The sequence below is a fragment of the Paenibacillus sp. J22R98 genome (genome assembly GCF_059383835.1).
Genome location: NZ_JBXENW010000010.1, coordinates 73,010 through 90,981, shown reverse-complemented (window position 1 = coordinate 90,981; position 17,972 = coordinate 73,010). Strand labels below are relative to the sequence as shown.

Genomic DNA, 17,972 nt, shown 5'->3' with positions numbered 1-17,972 from the left:
TTATAGCTTGATATCTTCAAATTCGCCAAGTGCCCGCATGCGGTCATAAATCTCTTGCTTAATTGTTAAGCCATCCGCTTCCATAGCAGACCAGACGGAGCCGAAGACGGGATCGACCGTCAACGTGACCAGCGCAGCCGAAGGGGCAACGGCCGCAACAAGCTCTTCGATCGGCCCGCGAATCCAGCCGCCGCGGTCGCCGCGCGTCAGCAGACTGCCTGCGAGCACGACATCAAAGGTCTCGCCTGTCATCCCCAAACGCCGCGCAACAGCGACCACCGACTTGCCCAGCTCCACGCCTTGGTGATGAAGGATAGCGATAGCCGCCTCATCGCCATGCGCCGCTGCTTCAAACAGCAGCTTCGTGACATCGACCGGTACTTTCTTGTCATGATCAAGGAAGTCGTGAAGCATCGTTTCCACATCGGGATATCCCAGGTAACGAAGCAGCAAATCAGTCAACAGCGTTGGCTTCTCGCGACCGTCCCATGCGCGAATTACGGTGCGGAACGCTTCGATGTTGAGAGCGCCGCCTCCGCCGAAATCGCCATGCATATATTCGAAGCCGCCGCATTGGAGATGGACGCCTTCCTTGTTGCGTCCGGCGCAGTTGGTGCCGGTACCGCAAATGACGGAAATACCGTAGGCGCGATCTGTACCCGCGCGCAATCCGATCATCGTATCACAAGTGATCGAATAACGGGGGAGTCCGATTGCGCTAACGATCGGATGCAGGATGCGATAATCCGCTTCCCGGTCAGCGCCGGCGAGACCGAAATAAGCATGCTGTACATCCTCGTGTTTGACGCCCGCCTGCGCAAGTGCCGCGGTTACGGCTTCCGCCAAATGGCGAGCAGCTCCTTCAGCGTCAAGCTGATGATTACCGTTTCCGCTTTGGCCTTTGCCGAGCACATTGCCGTGTTCGTCGGTTAGCAGGGCGTGCGTTTTGGTTCCGCCGCCGTCTATGCCTAAGTAATAAGCCATTAATGCCACTCCTGTCTGAATAGGCTTTCCATAGTAACGTTTGTTCTCCAAACGAATTGTGAAATCAAATAAGGATGATCCGGTTAGCCGCTCTTTTTGACAGCTCCGGTTGACTGGCGGAGCACAAGCTCCGGATCAATCCGCAAATTTGCCGCGCGCTTCATCGTGCCGTCGACTCGTTTAAGCAGCACTTCTGTAGCGGCTGCTCCGATACGGTCTGCCGGCTGCCGAATCGTCGTTAAGAGGGGGCGCAGCAGCGAAGCGACCTGTTGATCGTCATAGCCAATAACGGAAACTTCATCCGGAACACGGATCCCAGCCTCCATAAAGGCATTGATAACTCCGATGGCGATATAATCATCGCCGGCGAAGACGGCGCCCGGAAGCTGCTGTTCTTCGATCCACCGCCTAGCCGTTTGGTAGCCGAACTCAGCCGAGTATTCGCCGGAAACGAGCTCGAACGGCTGGATGCCGGCTTCCTGAAGCGCCTCCAGGAAACCGTTTCGGCGTTCCTTGGTGCTTCTAAACATCTCGCTGCCGCTGAGATGCGCAATGGAGGAGTGCCCGAGTTCAATCAGGTGTTTGGCCGCGGCGTACCCGCCCTTGAAATTGTTTACAGTAATCGAGTAAGCATCGTTCTCCGGCTTCTGATTATCGATGAGAACATAAGGGATATTCCGTCGTTTCATTTCGATAATATAATGGTCTTCTTCAATCGGGGAGAGCAGAATAATGCCGTCCACGCGATCCTCTTGAATCAGGTAGTGGCTATCTTCCTGCGTGATGCTCTTCGTCACAGCTACAGCAAGGAAGTATCCCTGCGCAGCCAGAATTCCGTTAATCTCATTCACGATTTCATCGAAGAAAGAATCCTGCATGGTGGTCATGATGAGACCGATAATACCGGTCTTGCCTCGGGCGAGGCTGCGAGCTGCCGCACTCGGGCGGTAATCAAGCTCCTTCATCACCTCAAGCACCTTCTGTCGATTCTTCTCACGCACAGACCCGGCACCGTTAAGCACGCGGGATACCGTGACGACAGAGAGGCCCGACTTCTTGGCGACATCGAAAATACTAACCTTCATGCGTATGCATTCTCCTCTGTCGAGTAAAGTTAAAGCGGTTATACTTTTATCAAAAAAAATATAGGGTCAAAACCTAGAATGAAGTAATTCATTCCCAAACAAAGTTAAAGTGCTTTAACTTTCGTTTTCTTTTCTTATTGTAGAGGAGGCTGATTTATTTTTCAAGTTTAATTTCCGTTCGTTCATGTACAAGCTTTCGAGAAAAGCATATAATAAATCCAAAATTACCCTCGGGGAGTGTTCGACGTGAGTGTCAGCTACAAGAACTGTCAAAGCTGCGGAATGCCTATAGCTAAAGGCGATAAGAACGGCACGGAAGCCGGCGGAGCGAAGAGCTTCAAGTATTGCATCCACTGTTACGTTGATGGCAAATTCACTTTGCCCGATCTTACGGCAGACGGCATGAAGGCACATGTGAAGGGCAAACTCGCCGACATGGGTTTTCCGAAGTTTACGACAGGGTTCTTTACGCGCGGCATTCATAAGCTGGAGCGCTGGAAGAGCTGACGAGCGCAAGAGCGGCTTTGGCGGAGAAGAGACAGACCCCGGGTCTTGTCTCTTTTTTGTTGTTTTCACGACTGTTTTTGCAACTGATTCGTATGAAGTGGTATGGTGTAAAGAAGCACTAGTAGGAGGAAGAACATGGCGAACGATTCGAGAAAAAATAAACATATAGCAAATATATCGCTGGGCATCATGGCAACGGGTTTCGCAGCCACGATCCCTTTCAGCGGGGCAGGGCTTAGCTTGCTGCATGTCGGCTTCGAGGCCGGCGTCATCGGGGGGCTCGCGGACTGGTTTGCCGTGACGGCGCTGTTTCGCCATCCGCTGCGAATTCCGATTCCGCATACGGCGCTGCTGCCTCGCAATCGCCAGAAGATGTCGGACGGCATCGTACGCGTTCTAGAAGATCGGCTGCTTGCTAAGGATAGCATGATCGAGAAGCTGCGTCAGATCGAGTTGGCAAAGCAGCTGCTGCCAGCCCTTCGGGGGGCAGCTCATTCAGCGGTACACAGCGAGCGACTGCCTCATCTGCTGGAAGGCGCGCTGCGTACGATAGAGCTGGAGAAGCTGGTCCCTATTGTCTCTGGGGAAATTCGCTCCGCGGTGGAGCGCATTGATCTGGAAGCGGCGCTTCGCGGCTTCCTGCGAAACGCGGTGGAGAATGGCGTAGATGAGCGTCTGCTCGATTTGCTGCTGGAGCGCGCGGAAGAGTGGGCGAGCACGGAGGGGATGCGCCGCGAGCTGGGCAATGCGGCGATGACGCTTGTAAAAGGGCTGAATTTAGGCGGCCTGATGCAGTTTGCGGTCAACGCGTTCATCGGGTATTTGGATGAGGATAAACTGGGCACGATGCTGCAATCCTTTATTTTGACGAAGATTCATGAGCTCAAGGTTCAGGGCACCAATCGGCGTGCTGTTATTATGAAGCATCTGCATCAAGGGCTCGAGATGTTGATTTCCCGTTTGGCCGAAACCGGACAGCTGAATGCGCTGCGCGATGAGCTGCTCGCTTCATTTGATCTCGAAAGCGAGATGACGCGCATGTTTGTATCCTTGCGGGAGAAGGGAATCACATTTCTCCATTCGGAGGATTTTGCAGCTAAGGTATGGCCGATGCTGGAGGGTCTTCTTGATCGCTTGGAAGCCAACCATGGACTGGTTCAGGATGCCGAACAATGGCTGAAAGGGCAGGTTGCCGGACTCATTGAACGGAATCACACGAAGATCGGCTCGTTCGTGAAGGAGAACCTCGATCGGCTCGACAATGATCAGCTGGTGGAGTTAATAGAAGATAAAGTTGGGCAGGACCTGCAATGGATTCGGGTCAATGGTGCCGTTTGCGGTTTCCTGATCGGTCTATTATTGCGGTTAATTGAGATGGGCTTCGGTTATAACTAAGGAGAAGAAGCGGGCAGTCCGTTCTATTTCGCCTTATTTGCGAGAAACGGCAAATTAGTGAGGTAGAGTGAGACTGCTTGCGATCGACTCCATTGTAAGCGTTATATTCGCGCCAGTTGGCTGGAAATGAGAACGAAACCGTTTGCGGCATTCCTTTACAAAAGACATGCGCAGGCGTAACATACGATTCATGCTTAATCTTCTGCTATAGCGCTGAATTTCTGATTAGAAATCGGGGGAACCACTCAACTGGGGTGAATCTTGAAGAACGGACCGCTCGGTCCATGCTTTAAGTAGGGCGACTCTCACGCCCGAATCCGTCAGCTAACCTCGAAAGCGTATACGAGAGGCAACGATTGTTCGTGCATATAGACACTTTGATGATAACTTGTGCCTAGAAGCCGCGAGAGGCGTTCCTCTGTGTTAAAGAGGCAATTCCTGCAGGCTTCTTTTTTGTGCTGTTTATTAGAATAAAGGTGGACACAAAGAAGAATAAGTTTGCGAAGATTATGTAAGTTTAAAGGTGTAGAAAGGAAGGCGAAGTTGTCATGGCTGGTTACCGCCGCAAAACCCCTGAAGAAATGCTCTTATCCATCTCCAAAATTCATCGCGGCCGTCTTAAAATTTATGTTGGTGCCGTGAGTGGCTCAGGCAAAACCTATCATATGCTGCGTGAAGGCCAAGCGCTTAAGCAGCAAGGCATTGAGGTTGTCATCTGCGCAGTATCGACGATGCGCCGGCCTGAAACGGTGGAGCAGCTTGCTGATTTGGAGCGGATCCCGAGCATTCATTGGTACAAGGGGGACGTGGAGAAGAAAGATCTTAATTTGGATGCGATTCTGGAACGGAATCCGGAGGTGCTGCTCGTAGACGGGCTGGCGCACGAGAACCGTCCGGAAGCGAAGTTCCCGACGCGTCTGGAGGACATCCAATTTCTTCTGAGTCACGGTATCAGTATCATCACAACCGTGAATGTATACGAACTCGAGGGGATAACCGAGCTTGCGCAGAAGCTGACAGGTATCTCGGCGGAATGTACAGTGTCTGCGGATCTGCTGGAATTGGCGGATGAGGTAAGGCTTATCGATGCATCGCCGGAAACGATTCTGTCACGCCTAAATGAAGGGCGTTTAAACAATATTAAAGATCCCGGGCTGCTCAAGCGCGGGAACCTTGGCAAGCTCAGAGAGATTGCCCTGCGGCTGATGGCCGAGGGCGTGAATGAGTCGCTGGAGAAATACCGCGAGGAGCAGGGCTTCATCGGTCCGTCCGGCGCTACGGAACGCATCTTGGTAGCGGCGCAGTATCACTGGAATGGCTCCATCTATATCCGGCGCGGTCAGCAAATTGCGAAGCGTCTTAGCGGCGACCTGGAGGTTGTCGTCTTCGTGGATTCGAGCCAGGAGCCTACGAAGGAACGGGATGACTTCAAGCGCTCCATTCTGAAGCTGACCGAGAAGGTGGATGCGGGCTTCAGAGAAATTACGGTGAGCAATCGAAGACAAATTCCGCGCGCGCTCATTAAATACGCGATGCTGATCAATGCAACCCGCATCGTCATGGGGCATTCCAAGCAGACGCGTGCACAGGAGATCGCACAAGGCTCTATCGCGGGCAGCGTGCTGAAACAAATGCGCAACATCGACGTTTTCTTCATGGCGGACAGAGCCGATCATGAGGGCGAGCGAGTGCTCCCAACGAAACGGGCGACGCCGAAGCTGACAGCCGAACCATACCGGAGGCTCAGCGCGCAAGAGGTAGAGAAGAAGATCGAGCGGATTCGCCGCGGGAAATTCAAGGTCTATGTCGGCGCAGCGCCGGGAGTGGGTAAGTCCTATATGATGCTTCGCGAGGGCAATGATTTGCTGCGCAAAGATATCGACGTTGTAGTTGGACTCATGGAGACGCATGACCGTGCGGAAACGCAGGATCAGGCCGGACGGCTTGAGGTTGTGCCTCGTAAGTCCATTGAATGCGACGGCAAGGTTTACTCGGAGATGGATGTGGATGCCATTATCGCACGCAACCCGGAGGTTGTGCTGATTGACGAGCTGGCTTATACCAACGCGCCGAGCTGTCGAAATAAACGGCGGTACGAGGATGTACAGGAGATTTTGGACGCCGGCATTTCCGTCATCGCTACGATGAATGTACACCATCTGGAAAGCTTGAAGGATGCGGTGGAGCAGATTACAGGGACGGCTGTGAAAGAAACCGTACCGGACATGATGCTGCGACTTGCCGATGAGGTTGAACTGATTGATGTGGCACCTGACACGCTGCAGCAGCGGATGCGGGAAGGCCATATTTATAAAAATGATGACGTAGAGGACGCCCTCTGCGGTTTCTTTAAGACAGGGAACCTGATTGCGCTGCGCGAGCTTGCCCTGCGGGAAATCGCTGACGATGTCGATGAGCGTCTGGAATCGTGGGAACGCAACGGCTCGCTCCGCGGCCCATGGCGTCGCCATGAGTCGATCTTCGTAGCAGTCACGGTGAACAAGAAAGCGGAGAGACTCATTCGCCGCGGTTTCCGAATTGCGCATCGGCTCAAAGCGGATTGGCATGTCCATTACGTGCAAACGGAAGCGATGCCGGGCGAAGAGGCGCGGATTGAAGAGCTGCAGGAGCTGACGGCGCGTCTTGGCGGTACATTCGAGGTGGAGCGCAACGTCTCGCGTAACGATGTACCTGCTGCTTTGCTGGCGAAGGCGAACGTGCTGAAAAGTACGCAAATGGTACTTGGCCAATCCGGTCAAGGCTTCTGGAGCAAGCTGCGTCATAAATGCGTGGTCGACACCATTTTGCGTGAAGGTCGGCACATGGATGTGCTTGTTGTAGCGGATTTTAATCCAAACATCGAAATTGGAGAAGAATAGATACTGGGGTTTCGGCTCACATTTATTCACGACCGTGGATATCCATTTATTTTGGTAATATGTGAGATTACCTGACAATTTAAAAATTTAAATTGAAACAGGCTGCTTTTCTTGATAGAATCTTAGTTAATTAAAGCTACTAAATAGGGGGAAGCAGAATGAAAAAGTGGTATATTATAGCTATTCTTACACTAGTGACAGCAGTAATTCTCTCTGGTTGCGGCGCGAAGAGCAGCAACAACAACGCAGGCAGCGAAGCGGGCAACAGCAGTGACGCTACAACGTACAAATTTGCAACAGACGCGGCTTATGCTCCAATGGAATATATGGACAAAGACAAAATCACAGGCTTTGATATCGAGTTCCTTGATGAAGTGATGAAGGAAGCCGGCATCAAGTATGAAGTGGATAACACGGGCTGGGACGGGATGCTGGAAGGCGTCAAGCAAGGCACGGAATATCACGCGGGTGTCTCCAGTATTTCGATTACGGATGATCGTAAACAAACTTACGATTACTCCATGCCGTATTTCGAATCGATCAACGTGATCATGGTGAAGGAAGGCAGCGACATTAAGAGCGCGCTTGACCTGAAGGACAAGAAGGTTGCGGTTCAAACCGGTACTACTGCTGATATCCTTATGACGAAGATTATGGGCAACAGCAACACGGATTTGAAGAAGTTCGACAGCAATGCGGTTGCTTTGCTTGAGCTTGATCAAGGCGGCGCTGATGCAGTAGTTGCTGATATCGCGATCGTACGTGATTACATTAAGAACAACCCGGACAAGAAATACGCAGAAGTTTCGGATACTACAAACTTCACGCCGGAATATTACGGCATTCTGTATCCAAAAGGCAGCGATTTGAAAGCGAAGCTGGATCCGGCGATCAAAGCGATCATCGAGAACGGCAAATATGCTGAAGTGTATAAGAAATGGTTTGGCGAAGAGCCGAATACGGCGAATCTGCTAAGCGCGAAGTAATAGGGACGCGAAGGGCATGCGTTAGTGGCGCATGTCCTTTGTTCTTGTCCATTTAAGGAGTATTCGCTGTAGCTTAGGCTAATCATCGGTGTAGAGAAGACGAAAGGGCGAATTAAGATGGATTTTAGATTTGATATTATTTGGGATTATGCGCCGCTTCTATTGAAGGGGACGCTGTATACAATCTTAATTTCTTTATCAGGCATTCTGCTTGGTTCGATTCTAGGCTTGATCGTTAGTTTCGGAAAAATGTCGCGTCGCTGGTTTCTTCGGTGGCCGATGCAGTCCTACATCAACTTCTTCCGTGGAACGCCGCTGCTTGTGCAAATCTATATCGTGCACTTCGGTCTTGTTCCGCTCATTTACGGGAAAACGAATGCCATTGTTGCGGCTATAACCGCCTTATCTTTGAATGCTGCAGCCTACACGGCTGAAATATACAGGGCTGGTATTCAGTCCATTGACAAGGGTCAGACGGAAGCGGCCAAATCGCTTGGTATGACCCATGCTCAAACGATGCGTTTTATCGTGCTGCCGCAGGCGATCAAACGGATGATTCCGGCTTTCGGTAATGAATTTATCGTCCTTGTGAAGGACTCTTCACTGGTTGCCCTTATTACGGCGCCTGAGATTATGTATTGGAGCAACGTCATGAAAGGGCAGTACATCCGCGTATGGGAGCCGTACCTGACTGCCGCGTTCATTTACTTTATTCTTACTTACTCATTAAGTAAGCTGCTCAATGCATTGGAAAGGAAAGTGTAATGCACATGAGTCCAATAATTCAAGTTACCGGGTTGTCGAAAGCGTTCGGCTCGAATGTCGTGCTCAAAGATATTAATGTCGACATCAACAGCCAAGAGGTTGTCGTTGTCATCGGTCCGTCCGGATCAGGGAAATCGACGTTTCTGCGTTGCCTTAACCTATTGGAAGAGCCGACCGGCGGCAATATTGTGATCGAAGGCAAGTCGCTTATGGACAAGAATACAAGCATCACCAGTATCCGTACTGAGGTTGGCATGGTGTTTCAGCAGTTTAATTTGTTCCCGCATCTGAAGGTGCTGGACAATATTACGCTTGGCCCGATTCAAATTCGCAAATGGCCGATTCAGAAAGCGCGCGCCAAGGCGCTTGAGCTTCTCGATAAGGTAGGCTTGGCCGACAAAGCGGATGCTTATCCGGCCTCGCTGTCCGGCGGTCAATCCCAGCGCGTCGCGATCGCACGCGCACTTGCGATGGAGCCGAAGATCATGCTCTTCGATGAGCCGACATCGGCGCTCGATCCCGAGATGGTTGGCGAGGTGCTTGCGGTTATGAAGCAGCTCGCGAAGGAAGGCATGACGATGGTCGTCGTCACGCATGAGATGGGCTTCGCCCGCGAAGTAGGCGACCGCGTCATCTTCATGGAGCAGGGCTACATTGTCGAGCAAGGCACGCCGGCGCAGATTTTCGAGCGTCCGCAGCAGGAACGGACGAAGGCGTTCTTGTCGAAGGTGCTGTAAGGAACTAACGAAATCATAAAAAGCACCACTCCGTGTGCCGTGAGGCTGTGGAGTGGTGCTTTTTTGTTGTTCTTTATTAGAACGCCCAGTTGCCGTTGCGGAACAGCGTTTCTTTCGTGCCGTCAACGCGCTCGCCTTCGATGTTCAGCTCTGCGGAGCCGATCATGAAGTCAACGTGGACAAGGCTGTTGTTCAGGCCGTTAGCGACTTGCTCGTCTTCGGACATCGTTTTGCCGCCTTCGATACAGAAGGCATAGGCTTTGCCGATCGCCAAGTGGCAGGAAGCATTCTCGTCAAACAGCGTGTTGTAGAACACGAGGTTCGTATCCGAGATTGGGGAACGATGGGGAACGAGCGCGACTTCGCCGAGGTAAGCGGCGCCTTCGTCCGTGCCAACAAGGTTCTTAAGCACTTCAAGTCCTTCTTCGGCTTGCACGTCAATGATTTGACCGTCCTTGAACGTCAGCGAGAAATCCTTGATCAGGTTGCCGCCGTAGCTAAGCGGCTTCGTGCTGGACACGGTGCCGTTCACGCCGCCTCTGAGCGGAGCCGTGAAGACTTCCTCTGTAGGCATGTTCGCTACGAAGATATCGCCCTTCGCGTTCTCGCTGCCTGCGCTGATCCAGATATGGCCCGGTGCCAGCTCAATCGTGAGATCCGTTCCCGGAGCTGTGTAATGCAGCTTGCGGAATTTCTTCTCGTTCAAGTGCGATGCTTTCGTATCCAGCACTTCAATGTGCGACTTCCAAGCGGCAACCGGATCTTCTTCGTTCATGCGGGTTGCTGCGAAGATTGCATCCCAGAGCGCATCCTCTTGCTTGCTCGGCTCTACATCAGGGAACACTTTAGCTGCCCAATCCGGGGATGGAACGGCAACGATGGACCAGCTGACTTTGTCGGACATCGTGTAGCTTCTCCACGTCTTCAGCGCGATGCCTGCCGCTTTGTTCGCATTTGCGATCCGCTCAGGCTTCGTGCCTTTCAGCAGATCCGGATTAGGTGCGATGATGCTTAGGAAAGCTGCGTTATCGGCAGCCATTTGCTCCCAGCCCTTCGCACGCCACTCCGGATATTCTGTGAAAGCTTCGTCTGGGGCAAGCTCGTATTTGGTGCGAGTGACGACATCGTCATTCCACTCTACATGTACGTTTTTGGCGCCGACTTCATAAGCTTTCTTCACGACAAGACGCACGAAAGGCGCGCATGACAGGGATGTACTAATCACTAAGGTTTGGCCGGGCTGTACATTTACGCCGACCTCAACAGCAAGAGCTGCGTAACGCTCGAGTTTTTCTTGAAAATTAGGCAATGAAATCACTCCTACAGCAGAATAAATTTATTCTAACATATAACCCTACCTTTTCCCTAAGGGGGGAATTTCGCAGAGGGCAGACGGGGTGGAATGCTTAACATTGCTTGCAGGGACAGGCTGTATAGGGTGTATACTAATAGAGATTAAAGGAGGTGCGTCATGACACCATTTACGCAACAAGTCATTGCAGTTATCGCGAATATCCCATCAGGCACGGTCATGACGTACGGTCAGATCGCGGCACGGGCCGGCAGCCCAAGAGGGGCGAGGCAAGTGGTTCGTATTCTTCATTCCATGAGCGAGAAGCATGGATTGCCGTGGCACCGCGTCATTAACGGAAAAGGCGAGATCGCCATCGGCGACGGTGAAGGGCGCTATATGCAGCGTGTCCTGCTTGAAGGCGAAGGCGTGTTCGTAAGTCCCGCCGGCACGATCGATTTGGGGGAATACCGATTCGAACCTGAACCGAATTATTAAGGAATAGAAAGAAGGATTACAGGTTGCCCAGACTCATCTATGTTGCACTTCTGCTGTTAAGTCTCATTTGGGGCGGTTCGTTTTATTTTATCAAACTATTGCTGCATGACTTTGGCCCGTGGTCGATCGCGTTTCTGCGTTCATCCTGCGGACTGGTTGTCGTGCTGCTCATTATGCTGGTCTTCAAGAAACCTTTTGCCTTCCGGAGCCTGCCATGGCCGGCGATGTTCATTATGGCCCTGATCAATACGGCGCTGCCTTGGACGCTGATCGGATTCAGCGAGCAGCATCTGACGAGCAGCATGGCTTCGATCTTGAATGCGATGACGCCGGTGTGGACGATTATCGTGGGCATTCTCTTCTTCCGGAGCAAGTCGCATTACATGCAGTGGGTTGGCATTGGCGTAGCAACAATCGGCTTAGTGATTCTGCTCGGCATTCGGCCCGGCGCCTTGCTGTCGGTCAATGGCATTGGGCTGATCGGCATGCTCACCGCAACGTTCTGTTATGCGGTGGGCTCGCAATTGTCCAAAAGACTGTCCGTTCGAGGCTGCTCGATGTACCAAATTACATACGGCACGCTGCTTAGCAGTGCGATCGTCAGCGGCACGCTCGCTTTCTCTACAGAATCCATTACATGGCCGCATTTGACCGATATGAGCAATGTGCCGCATATTATCGGGCTTGGGATATTTGGTTCGGGTTTAGCCTACATCTTGTTCTACTATATGGTCGAGATGGGCAGTGCAGAATTCGCCTCGATGGTCACCTATTTGGTGCCCTCCACGGCACTGATCTGGGGTTCGGTCCTGCTAAACGAAGCGATCAAGTGGAACATGCTCGCAGGGCTTGTCATTATTCTCTTCGGCGTCTTCCTGGCAAGCCGCAAACCGAGACGAGAGGCTGCGTTGAAGCCGCGAAGTGTTCATTGATCACGCTGCTGTAACGATAGGTTCAGACGATAGACCCGCCTTTGGCTGTCATTTCGCGTGCAGCTTGATGGCGGGTTTGCTTTTGGCGATATCGTGAGGTTCGTTTGCTGCGGGTAGGAGGAGATCTCCAATTTTGGACAAATTACTATAGGGATACAAAGTGCCAGGATGTGTTGGTGCAATCCCGCAGCAAGAGGTACAATCAAGGTAGTAACTTTTGGAAGAATGAATAAAGGGGGCAATATCTTGTCTTTCGTGACACGGCTTCAGTGGTTCTTCAAACTCAGATGGATGCATTACACGCTGGCCATCAGCTTAATGACGGTGGTCAGCTTGTTAACGACGGTTCCGCCGAAAATGATCGGGAACACCATCGACCGAATCCGCGAGCATACGCTGACGGCTTCTCAGCTGAGCAGCACCGTGCTGCTGCTCGTGAGTCTCTCATTGCTCTTATATGTGCTCGTTTATATTTGGATCACAACGTTGTTCGGCAACTCGGTGCTGATCGAGAAGCTGCTGCGTGGACGTTTTCTGGCGCATCTGACCCGCATGACGCCGTCGTTCTTCCAGCGCAACAACACCGGTCAGCTGATGGCGCTGGCAACGAACGATATTCTCGCCATTGGCAACACGGCCGGGTACGGGGTTATGACGCTCGTGAATACGCTAGTTGGCGCATCGGTCGTCATCATCACGATGATTTCGTTGATCGATTATAAGCTTATGTTAGCGGCATTAATTCCGCTGCCGCTGCTGGCCATTGTCATTAACAAGCTTGGACAGCGAGTGCGGGTTCGGTTCATGGCGGCTCAGGATGCTTTTGGCAAAATGAACAATCATGCGCTGGAATCGATCTCAGGTATCCGAGTGGTTCGTTCCTACGTGCAGGAGGAGCATGATCTGACTGCCTTTGACCGTGTGACGACGGAGGTTATGGATCGCAACCGTGAAGTTTCTATTCTTAATGCGCTGTTCCAGCCGCTGATCTCGCTTATTGTAGGCGTCAGCTACTCCATCGGCATCGGCTATGGCAGCTATCTGGTGTTTCACGATGAGATCACGCTGGGACAGTTAATCTCCTTTAATATTTATTTAGGGATGTTAATTTGGCCGATGATTTCCTTCGGCGAATTTATCAACGTCCTTCAGCGGGGAAGTGCTTCTGCGGACCGGTTGGAGCAGGCGTTTAAGCAGGAACCGGATCTTGTGGATGCAGCTTCACCTGTAGAGGTGGCTGTCCCGATGACGATTGAAATGAAGGGACTTACGTTTACCTATCCAACGGCTAATCAGCCTAGTTTGCGTGAGGTATCGTTTACCCTTGAGCGAGGTCAGACACTTGGCATCGTTGGTCGTACAGGGAGCGGGAAGAGTACGCTGCTGAAGCAGCTGCTAAGACAGTACCCCGTCGATTCGGATAAGCTGTTTATCTCGGGGGTACCGGTTGAGCGCATCGCCATCGATCAAGTGAAACGCTGGATCGCTTATGTGCCGCAGGAGCATCTGCTGCTCTCGAAATCCATCAGCGACAATATCGCGCTTGGCAAACCGCAGGCTTCGGAAGCCGAAATCGCGAAGGCGGTCGAAATGGCATCCTTCACCTCAGATATCGCCACGATGCCGGAAGGACTTGGCACGATTGTCGGCGAGAATGGCGTCATGCTCTCCGGCGGTCAGAAGCAGAGACTTGCCATCGCAAGGGCGCTGCTCATTGATTCGGAGATTTTGCTGCTGGATGATGCGCTGTCTGCCGTAGATGCCAGAACAGAAAGCCGCATCCTGCATCATATCCGCCAGGAGCGGGCAGGCAAAACAACCTTTATCGCAACACATCGCCTGTCTGCCGTCAGCCATGCGGATTGGATTCTTGTACTCGATGATGGACGTATCGTGGAAGAAGGCACACATGAAGAGCTGATGCATTTCGGCGGCTGGTACAGACAGCAATGGGACCGACAGCAGATGGAAGCGAGCTTGGAAGAATAGATGCGAATCGGCGCACAAGCTTGATCGCCAACAAATTAGCCCGCTTACGGGCATCCGAATTCAGGAGGTAGCTATGAATCCATCGACGACGAGAAGGCTTCTCGGCTATGCACTCGTCTACAAATACCGTATTATTGCGGCGCTGCTCATCCTTTGCATCGCGGTCGGCGCTGAACTCGGCGGGCCGTACATTACCAAAACCATCATCGACAAGCATCTATCGGTCGATGAGCGAGATATCGGCGCGGTGCTGAAGCTGCTGGGCCTCTACATGGGGCTGCTGCTTACAGCCAGCGTATGTAACTTTTCGCAGTCGTATCTGCTGCAAGCAACAGCGCTGCGCATCATTAAGAACATGCGGATCGACTTGATGCGGCATATCGGACGTATTCCGCTGAAGTATTTTGACAACACGCCGATTGGACAGGTTGTCTCGCGTATCGCGAACGACACTGAGGCTGTACGTGATCTGTTTATGAGCTTCATGGCGACCTTCGTCGTCAGTCTTGTGCAGCTGGCGGGGATTTACACGGCGCTGTTTATCTTGGATGCACGCCTTGCGTTGTTCGCGCTGCTGCTGCCTCCGCTGTTCGTGGTCATCATGTATGTGCATTTGAAATACTCGAAGATCTTCATCACCATCATGCGTGCTCGGTTAAGCGATATGAACGCGATGATCAATGAATCGATTGTTGTCATGCCGATCATTCAAGCGTTTCGCAGAGAAAAGGTGACGATCGAGGAGTTCGAGGTGCTGAACGAGGATCGTTATGTGAATCAAGTGAAGCAGTTTCGGGTGTTCTCTCTGTCCTCACGTAATATCGTAGGTACCATCGGAAGTTTGGTTACTGCTTATGTGGTGTGGTATTTCGGAAGAGATTCGCTGCAGACGGCCATTTCCTTCGGGGTCTTCTATGCATTTATTGATTATATGGGCCGGATCTTCCAGCCGATTATCGGGATATTCGATCAGCTGACCAATGCGCAGCGGGCTTTCGTTTCGGCCGAGAAGGTGTTCGCGATTATGGACATCGAAGGTAAGGAAGTTGAAGATACGGCAGGCGTTAACCGACCGGAAGGCGTTGTGAAATTCGACAACGTGACCTTTGCTTATAAGGAAGGCGAGAATGTGCTGAAAGGCATCTCGTTTGAGGCGCGAAGAGGCGAGACGGTTGCGCTTGTCGGCCATACCGGCTCAGGCAAAAGCTCCATCATGAACCTGCTGCTCGGCTTCTATGAGCCGCAGCAAGGTGTTATCACCATCGATGGACGCGATATCAGCAGCTTCTCGAAGCAGGCTCTGCGCAAGCATATGGGCATCGTGCTGCAGGATCCGTTCTTGTTCGCAGGCGATATCAAGTTCAATGTCAGCTTGTACAACAAGGATATTAGCATCGACCGCGTGAAGGATGCGCTGCGCGAAGTCGGCGCCGCGCCGTTCATCGAGCAGCTGCCCGGCGGCTATGATGAACAGGTTGTTGAACGCGGGAGCACGCTGTCATCGGGGCAGCGGCAGCTGATCTCATTTGCTCGGGCGCTGGCGTTCGACCCTTCCATTCTGATCTTGGATGAGGCGACGGCAAGCATCGACAGCGAAACGGAAGGCCTGATTCAGCAAGCGCTCAAGGTTGTTAGCGAAGGGCGCACAACGCTTGTGATTGCGCACCGTCTCTCGACCATCCGCGAGGCGGATCAGATTCTCGTGCTGCACCGCGGAGAGATCGTGGAGCGGGGCAATCATCGCGAGCTGATGGCGCTGCAGGGTCGATACTTCAAGATGTATCAGCTGCAAACGGGCGAGCAGGCGCCGCCGGCTTCAACGGATGCGCTAAGCGGGACGGACAGTTCCGCGGCCACTGCTGCGGCGAGTAAGAGTTCGTAAATAGGAGGACCGTTTCAAAAGCGTGCAAGGCGACTTTTGAGCCGGTCCTTTATTGTTGAACGATATCGTCGGGTGGTCGTTTCATCTATCTCGTTTTCCATGTACAATAGGCGGTATATGGGAAGGTTTCCCGGCAATGGAGGTGGCGCGCGTTGAAAGAAATCGTACGGCCGGATGGGACGCTGGATGATCGACGAATCTGGAGAAGAGATATTCTCTATACCGGCACGAACGGGAAGTGTGTGGAGCGCGTCTATGTGTCGCCGGATGAAAGCTATATTTTCAAGCCGTTAACGAATGAGAGTCAGCTTGGGCAAGAGGCCTGGGTGTATGAACATATATTGAAGGGGATGTCTTTCCCCGTCATTTATCCGCAGCTGCTGGCAGGCTCAGAGCTTGCTGCGAGCGAGAAGAGCTGGCAGCTGTTCGAGGATATGGGACCTCTTGAACACCAATTCGAAGAGAATGCCGCGCTTGAACTCATCTCGCATGTGGCGTGGTGGCACGCCTTGCCTGTGGAACACCTGCAGCAGCAACAGCTGCTTGGGCCGAAGCCATTCATCGAGGACATTGCGAAGCAGGTGATGGATCGCCGCCGCCATGATGAACTGCTGGATGCGCTGGCGACAAGGTTCGAAGATGCAGAGTCAGTCCTGCAGCATCTGGAGTCGCTGATGATGCGATCGGAGACTGCCACCCGGCACTGGCAGAGAAACGTGATTTCGCACGGCGATCTGCACCTTGGCAACTATGCCCGGGTGAAGGGGGCCGTCAGCGTGCTCGATTGGGAGCATGCGCATCTGAATAGCCGTTACTGGGACCTGTACCACTTGATCGATTCCACGCATCCCGTGTTCCCGAAGGCTATGACGCCTGCGCTGCGCGAAGAGCTGTTGAACCGATACTTGCTTCATAGCGCGAATCATGAAATCAAGCTGGACGCAGATTCATTCAAGCAGGGCTATTACTTATTCACGGCAATTTTCTCGTTATGGATGGTGCTGCTGATTGACGGTGATCTGCGGCGTCTCGCGGGCGTTGACGGCAAATGGTCCATTAAGCAGCTGCAGGAACAATTGAAGGAGACGCTGGACAATTTCGAGCAATGCGTCGACATGTTAGTCACGCAATCATAATCCCTCTAAGGAGTGACTCCGGTAGATGACGAACAATAGGATTGCGCTAGTGACCGGCGCAAGCGGCGGTATGGGAAGGGCAACAGCGGCGATGCTTGCAGCGGAGCACGGTATGAAGGTATTCATGCTTGCGCGAAATCGGGAGAAGGGACAGGCGGCAGTCGACTACGTGAACCGCAAATCCGGTCGCGGAGCTGCGGAGCTGCTGCTGTGCGACCTGGCTTCCTTCGCGAGCATCCGAGAGGCTGCGGCGGAGCTGGCAAGCCGGACAAGCCATCTCGACGTGCTGGTCAACAATGCGGGCATCATTACGTTGAAGCGGGAAGAAACGGCAGATGGGTTCGAGCGGCAGCTTGGCGTGAACCATCTGGGGCATTATCTGCTGACGGGACTGCTGCTGCCATTGCTGCGTAAGAGCGAATCGGCGCGGATCGTCAATGTATCTTCCGGTGCACATAAGATCGGCGCGATGGACTATGCAGATCCGGGGATGACCAAGAGCTTCACGGTCTGGCGCGCATACAGCCGCTCGAAGATCGCGAACATTTGGTTCACGAAGGAGCTTGCTCGCAAATTAAGCGGAACCGGCATCCCGGTCTATGCGCTGCATCCTGGTGTGGTTTCAACCGATATCGGGGTGAACCGGAACACGGGATTCGGCGGTCTCGTTCATAAGCTGATGCGGCCGTTCTTCCTGACGGCGGAGAAAGGCTCGGCGACAGCGGTGTTCTTAGCGAGCGCGGCTGCGACAGAGATTGGCGGCAAGTCCGGTGATTATTTCTACAAGCTGAAGCCAAGCGCGGTTGCGAAGCAGGCAGCATCCGCAGATGAGGCCGGCCGATTCTGGGCGTGGAGCGAGCAAGCGACGGGGTTCGCCTATTCAATCTAATAGATGGGGAGGGCACG

General features: G+C 52.8%; 15 protein-coding genes and 1 riboswitch. Of the genes, 12 read left to right on the top strand and 3 right to left on the bottom strand.

What is annotated here, in order from left to right:
* Both AC50Y3_RS24410 and AC50Y3_RS24405 read right to left on the bottom strand, forming a co-directional pair.
* Nucleotides 1-984: an N-acetylglucosamine kinase gene (locus AC50Y3_RS24410; protein WP_494821331.1), complete on the bottom strand. Its 984-nt coding sequence runs from the start codon at nucleotides 982-984 to the stop codon at nucleotides 1-3.
* Nucleotides 985-1,067: 83 nt separating this feature from the next.
* Nucleotides 1,068-2,069: a LacI family DNA-binding transcriptional regulator gene (locus AC50Y3_RS24405; protein WP_494821330.1), complete on the bottom strand. Its 1,002-nt coding sequence runs from the start codon at nucleotides 2,067-2,069 to the stop codon at nucleotides 1,068-1,070.
* 246 nt (nucleotides 2,070-2,315) lie between these two features.
* On the opposite strand from AC50Y3_RS24405, the gene AC50Y3_RS24400 reads away from it, so the two are divergent.
* The 6 genes from AC50Y3_RS24400 to AC50Y3_RS24375 all read left to right on the top strand — a co-directional run bounded on the left by AC50Y3_RS24400 (nucleotide 2,316) and on the right by AC50Y3_RS24375 (nucleotide 9,338).
* Nucleotides 2,316-2,576 (top strand): zinc ribbon domain-containing protein, encoded by a 261-nt coding sequence (locus AC50Y3_RS24400; RefSeq protein WP_494821329.1) that lies wholly within the window; start codon nucleotides 2,316-2,318, stop codon nucleotides 2,574-2,576.
* Nucleotides 2,577-2,711: 135 nt separating this feature from the next.
* Nucleotides 2,712-3,971: a DUF445 domain-containing protein gene (locus AC50Y3_RS24395; protein ID WP_494821328.1), complete on the top strand. Its 1,260-nt coding sequence runs from the start codon at nucleotides 2,712-2,714 to the stop codon at nucleotides 3,969-3,971.
* A gap of 201 nt (nucleotides 3,972-4,172) precedes the next feature.
* Nucleotides 4,173-4,325: riboswitch (cyclic di-AMP (ydaO/yuaA leader) on the top strand.
* Between the two features lie 194 nt (nucleotides 4,326-4,519).
* Nucleotides 4,520-6,850: a histidine kinase gene (locus AC50Y3_RS24390; RefSeq protein ID WP_494821327.1), complete on the top strand. Its 2,331-nt coding sequence runs from the start codon at nucleotides 4,520-4,522 to the stop codon at nucleotides 6,848-6,850.
* Between the two features lie 158 nt (nucleotides 6,851-7,008).
* A complete protein-coding gene (locus tag AC50Y3_RS24385) occupies nucleotides 7,009-7,836 on the top strand; it encodes a basic amino acid ABC transporter substrate-binding protein (RefSeq protein WP_494821326.1) in 828 nt (275 codons plus the stop codon).
* Between the two features lie 117 nt (nucleotides 7,837-7,953).
* On the top strand, nucleotides 7,954-8,601 hold the full coding sequence (locus tag AC50Y3_RS24380) for an amino acid ABC transporter permease (protein WP_494821325.1): 648 nt from the start codon (nucleotides 7,954-7,956) through the stop codon (nucleotides 8,599-8,601).
* A 14-nt stretch (nucleotides 8,602-8,615) separates the two neighbouring features.
* Nucleotides 8,616-9,338: an amino acid ABC transporter ATP-binding protein gene (locus AC50Y3_RS24375; RefSeq protein ID WP_494821491.1), complete on the top strand. Its 723-nt coding sequence runs from the start codon at nucleotides 8,616-8,618 to the stop codon at nucleotides 9,336-9,338.
* Nucleotides 9,339-9,414: 76 nt separating this feature from the next.
* Here AC50Y3_RS24375 and AC50Y3_RS24370 read toward each other — a convergent pair whose 3' ends face one another.
* The gene (locus AC50Y3_RS24370; protein ID WP_494821324.1) at nucleotides 9,415-10,647 is read right to left on the bottom strand and encodes an aminopeptidase; all 1,233 of its coding nucleotides are present in this window, start codon (nucleotides 10,645-10,647) and stop codon (nucleotides 9,415-9,417) included.
* 162 nt (nucleotides 10,648-10,809) lie between these two features.
* On the opposite strand from AC50Y3_RS24370, the gene AC50Y3_RS24365 reads away from it, so the two are divergent.
* From AC50Y3_RS24365 to AC50Y3_RS24340, 6 genes are all read left to right on the top strand, one after another.
* Nucleotides 10,810-11,127 (top strand): MGMT family protein, encoded by a 318-nt coding sequence (locus AC50Y3_RS24365; protein ID WP_494821323.1) that lies wholly within the window; start codon nucleotides 10,810-10,812, stop codon nucleotides 11,125-11,127.
* A 23-nt stretch (nucleotides 11,128-11,150) separates the two neighbouring features.
* A complete protein-coding gene (locus AC50Y3_RS24360; protein ID WP_494821322.1) occupies nucleotides 11,151-12,059 on the top strand; it encodes a DMT family transporter in 909 nt (302 codons plus the stop codon).
* 246 nt (nucleotides 12,060-12,305) lie between these two features.
* Complete coding sequence (locus tag AC50Y3_RS24355) at nucleotides 12,306-14,048, top strand: ABC transporter ATP-binding protein (RefSeq protein ID WP_494821321.1); 1,743 nt, start codon at nucleotides 12,306-12,308, stop codon at nucleotides 14,046-14,048.
* Nucleotides 14,049-14,121: 73 nt separating this feature from the next.
* On the top strand, nucleotides 14,122-15,930 hold the full coding sequence (locus AC50Y3_RS24350; RefSeq protein WP_494821320.1) for an ABC transporter ATP-binding protein: 1,809 nt from the start codon (nucleotides 14,122-14,124) through the stop codon (nucleotides 15,928-15,930).
* Nucleotides 15,931-16,082: 152 nt separating this feature from the next.
* Nucleotides 16,083-17,066, top strand: a complete 984-nt coding sequence (locus AC50Y3_RS24345) for a phosphotransferase (RefSeq protein ID WP_494821319.1) — start codon at nucleotides 16,083-16,085, stop codon at nucleotides 17,064-17,066.
* Between the two features lie 25 nt (nucleotides 17,067-17,091).
* Nucleotides 17,092-17,955 carry an SDR family oxidoreductase gene (locus AC50Y3_RS24340; RefSeq protein ID WP_494821318.1) on the top strand — a complete coding sequence of 288 codons (864 nt, stop codon included), beginning with the start codon at nucleotides 17,092-17,094 and terminating at the stop codon, nucleotides 17,953-17,955.
* The last annotated feature ends 17 nt before the right edge of the window (nucleotides 17,956-17,972 follow it).

Coding starts and splice junctions, on each gene's coding strand:
- AC50Y3_RS24410 (WP_494821331.1), bottom strand. CDS start 984: ATGGCTTATTACTTAGGCATAGACGGCGGCGGAACCAAAACGCACGCC.
- AC50Y3_RS24405 (WP_494821330.1), bottom strand. CDS start 2,069: ATGAAGGTTAGTATTTTCGATGTCGCCAAGAAGTCGGGCCTCTCTGTC.
- AC50Y3_RS24395 (WP_494821328.1), top strand. CDS start 2,712: ATGGCGAACGATTCGAGAAAAAATAAACATATAGCAAATATATCGCTG.
- AC50Y3_RS24390 (WP_494821327.1), top strand. CDS start 4,520: ATGGCTGGTTACCGCCGCAAAACCCCTGAAGAAATGCTCTTATCCATC.
- AC50Y3_RS24385 (WP_494821326.1), top strand. CDS start 7,009: ATGAAAAAGTGGTATATTATAGCTATTCTTACACTAGTGACAGCAGTA.
- AC50Y3_RS24380 (WP_494821325.1), top strand. CDS start 7,954: ATGGATTTTAGATTTGATATTATTTGGGATTATGCGCCGCTTCTATTG.
- AC50Y3_RS24365 (WP_494821323.1), top strand. CDS start 10,810: ATGACACCATTTACGCAACAAGTCATTGCAGTTATCGCGAATATCCCA.
- AC50Y3_RS24350 (WP_494821320.1), top strand. CDS start 14,122: ATGAATCCATCGACGACGAGAAGGCTTCTCGGCTATGCACTCGTCTAC.
- AC50Y3_RS24340 (WP_494821318.1), top strand. CDS start 17,092: ATGACGAACAATAGGATTGCGCTAGTGACCGGCGCAAGCGGCGGTATG.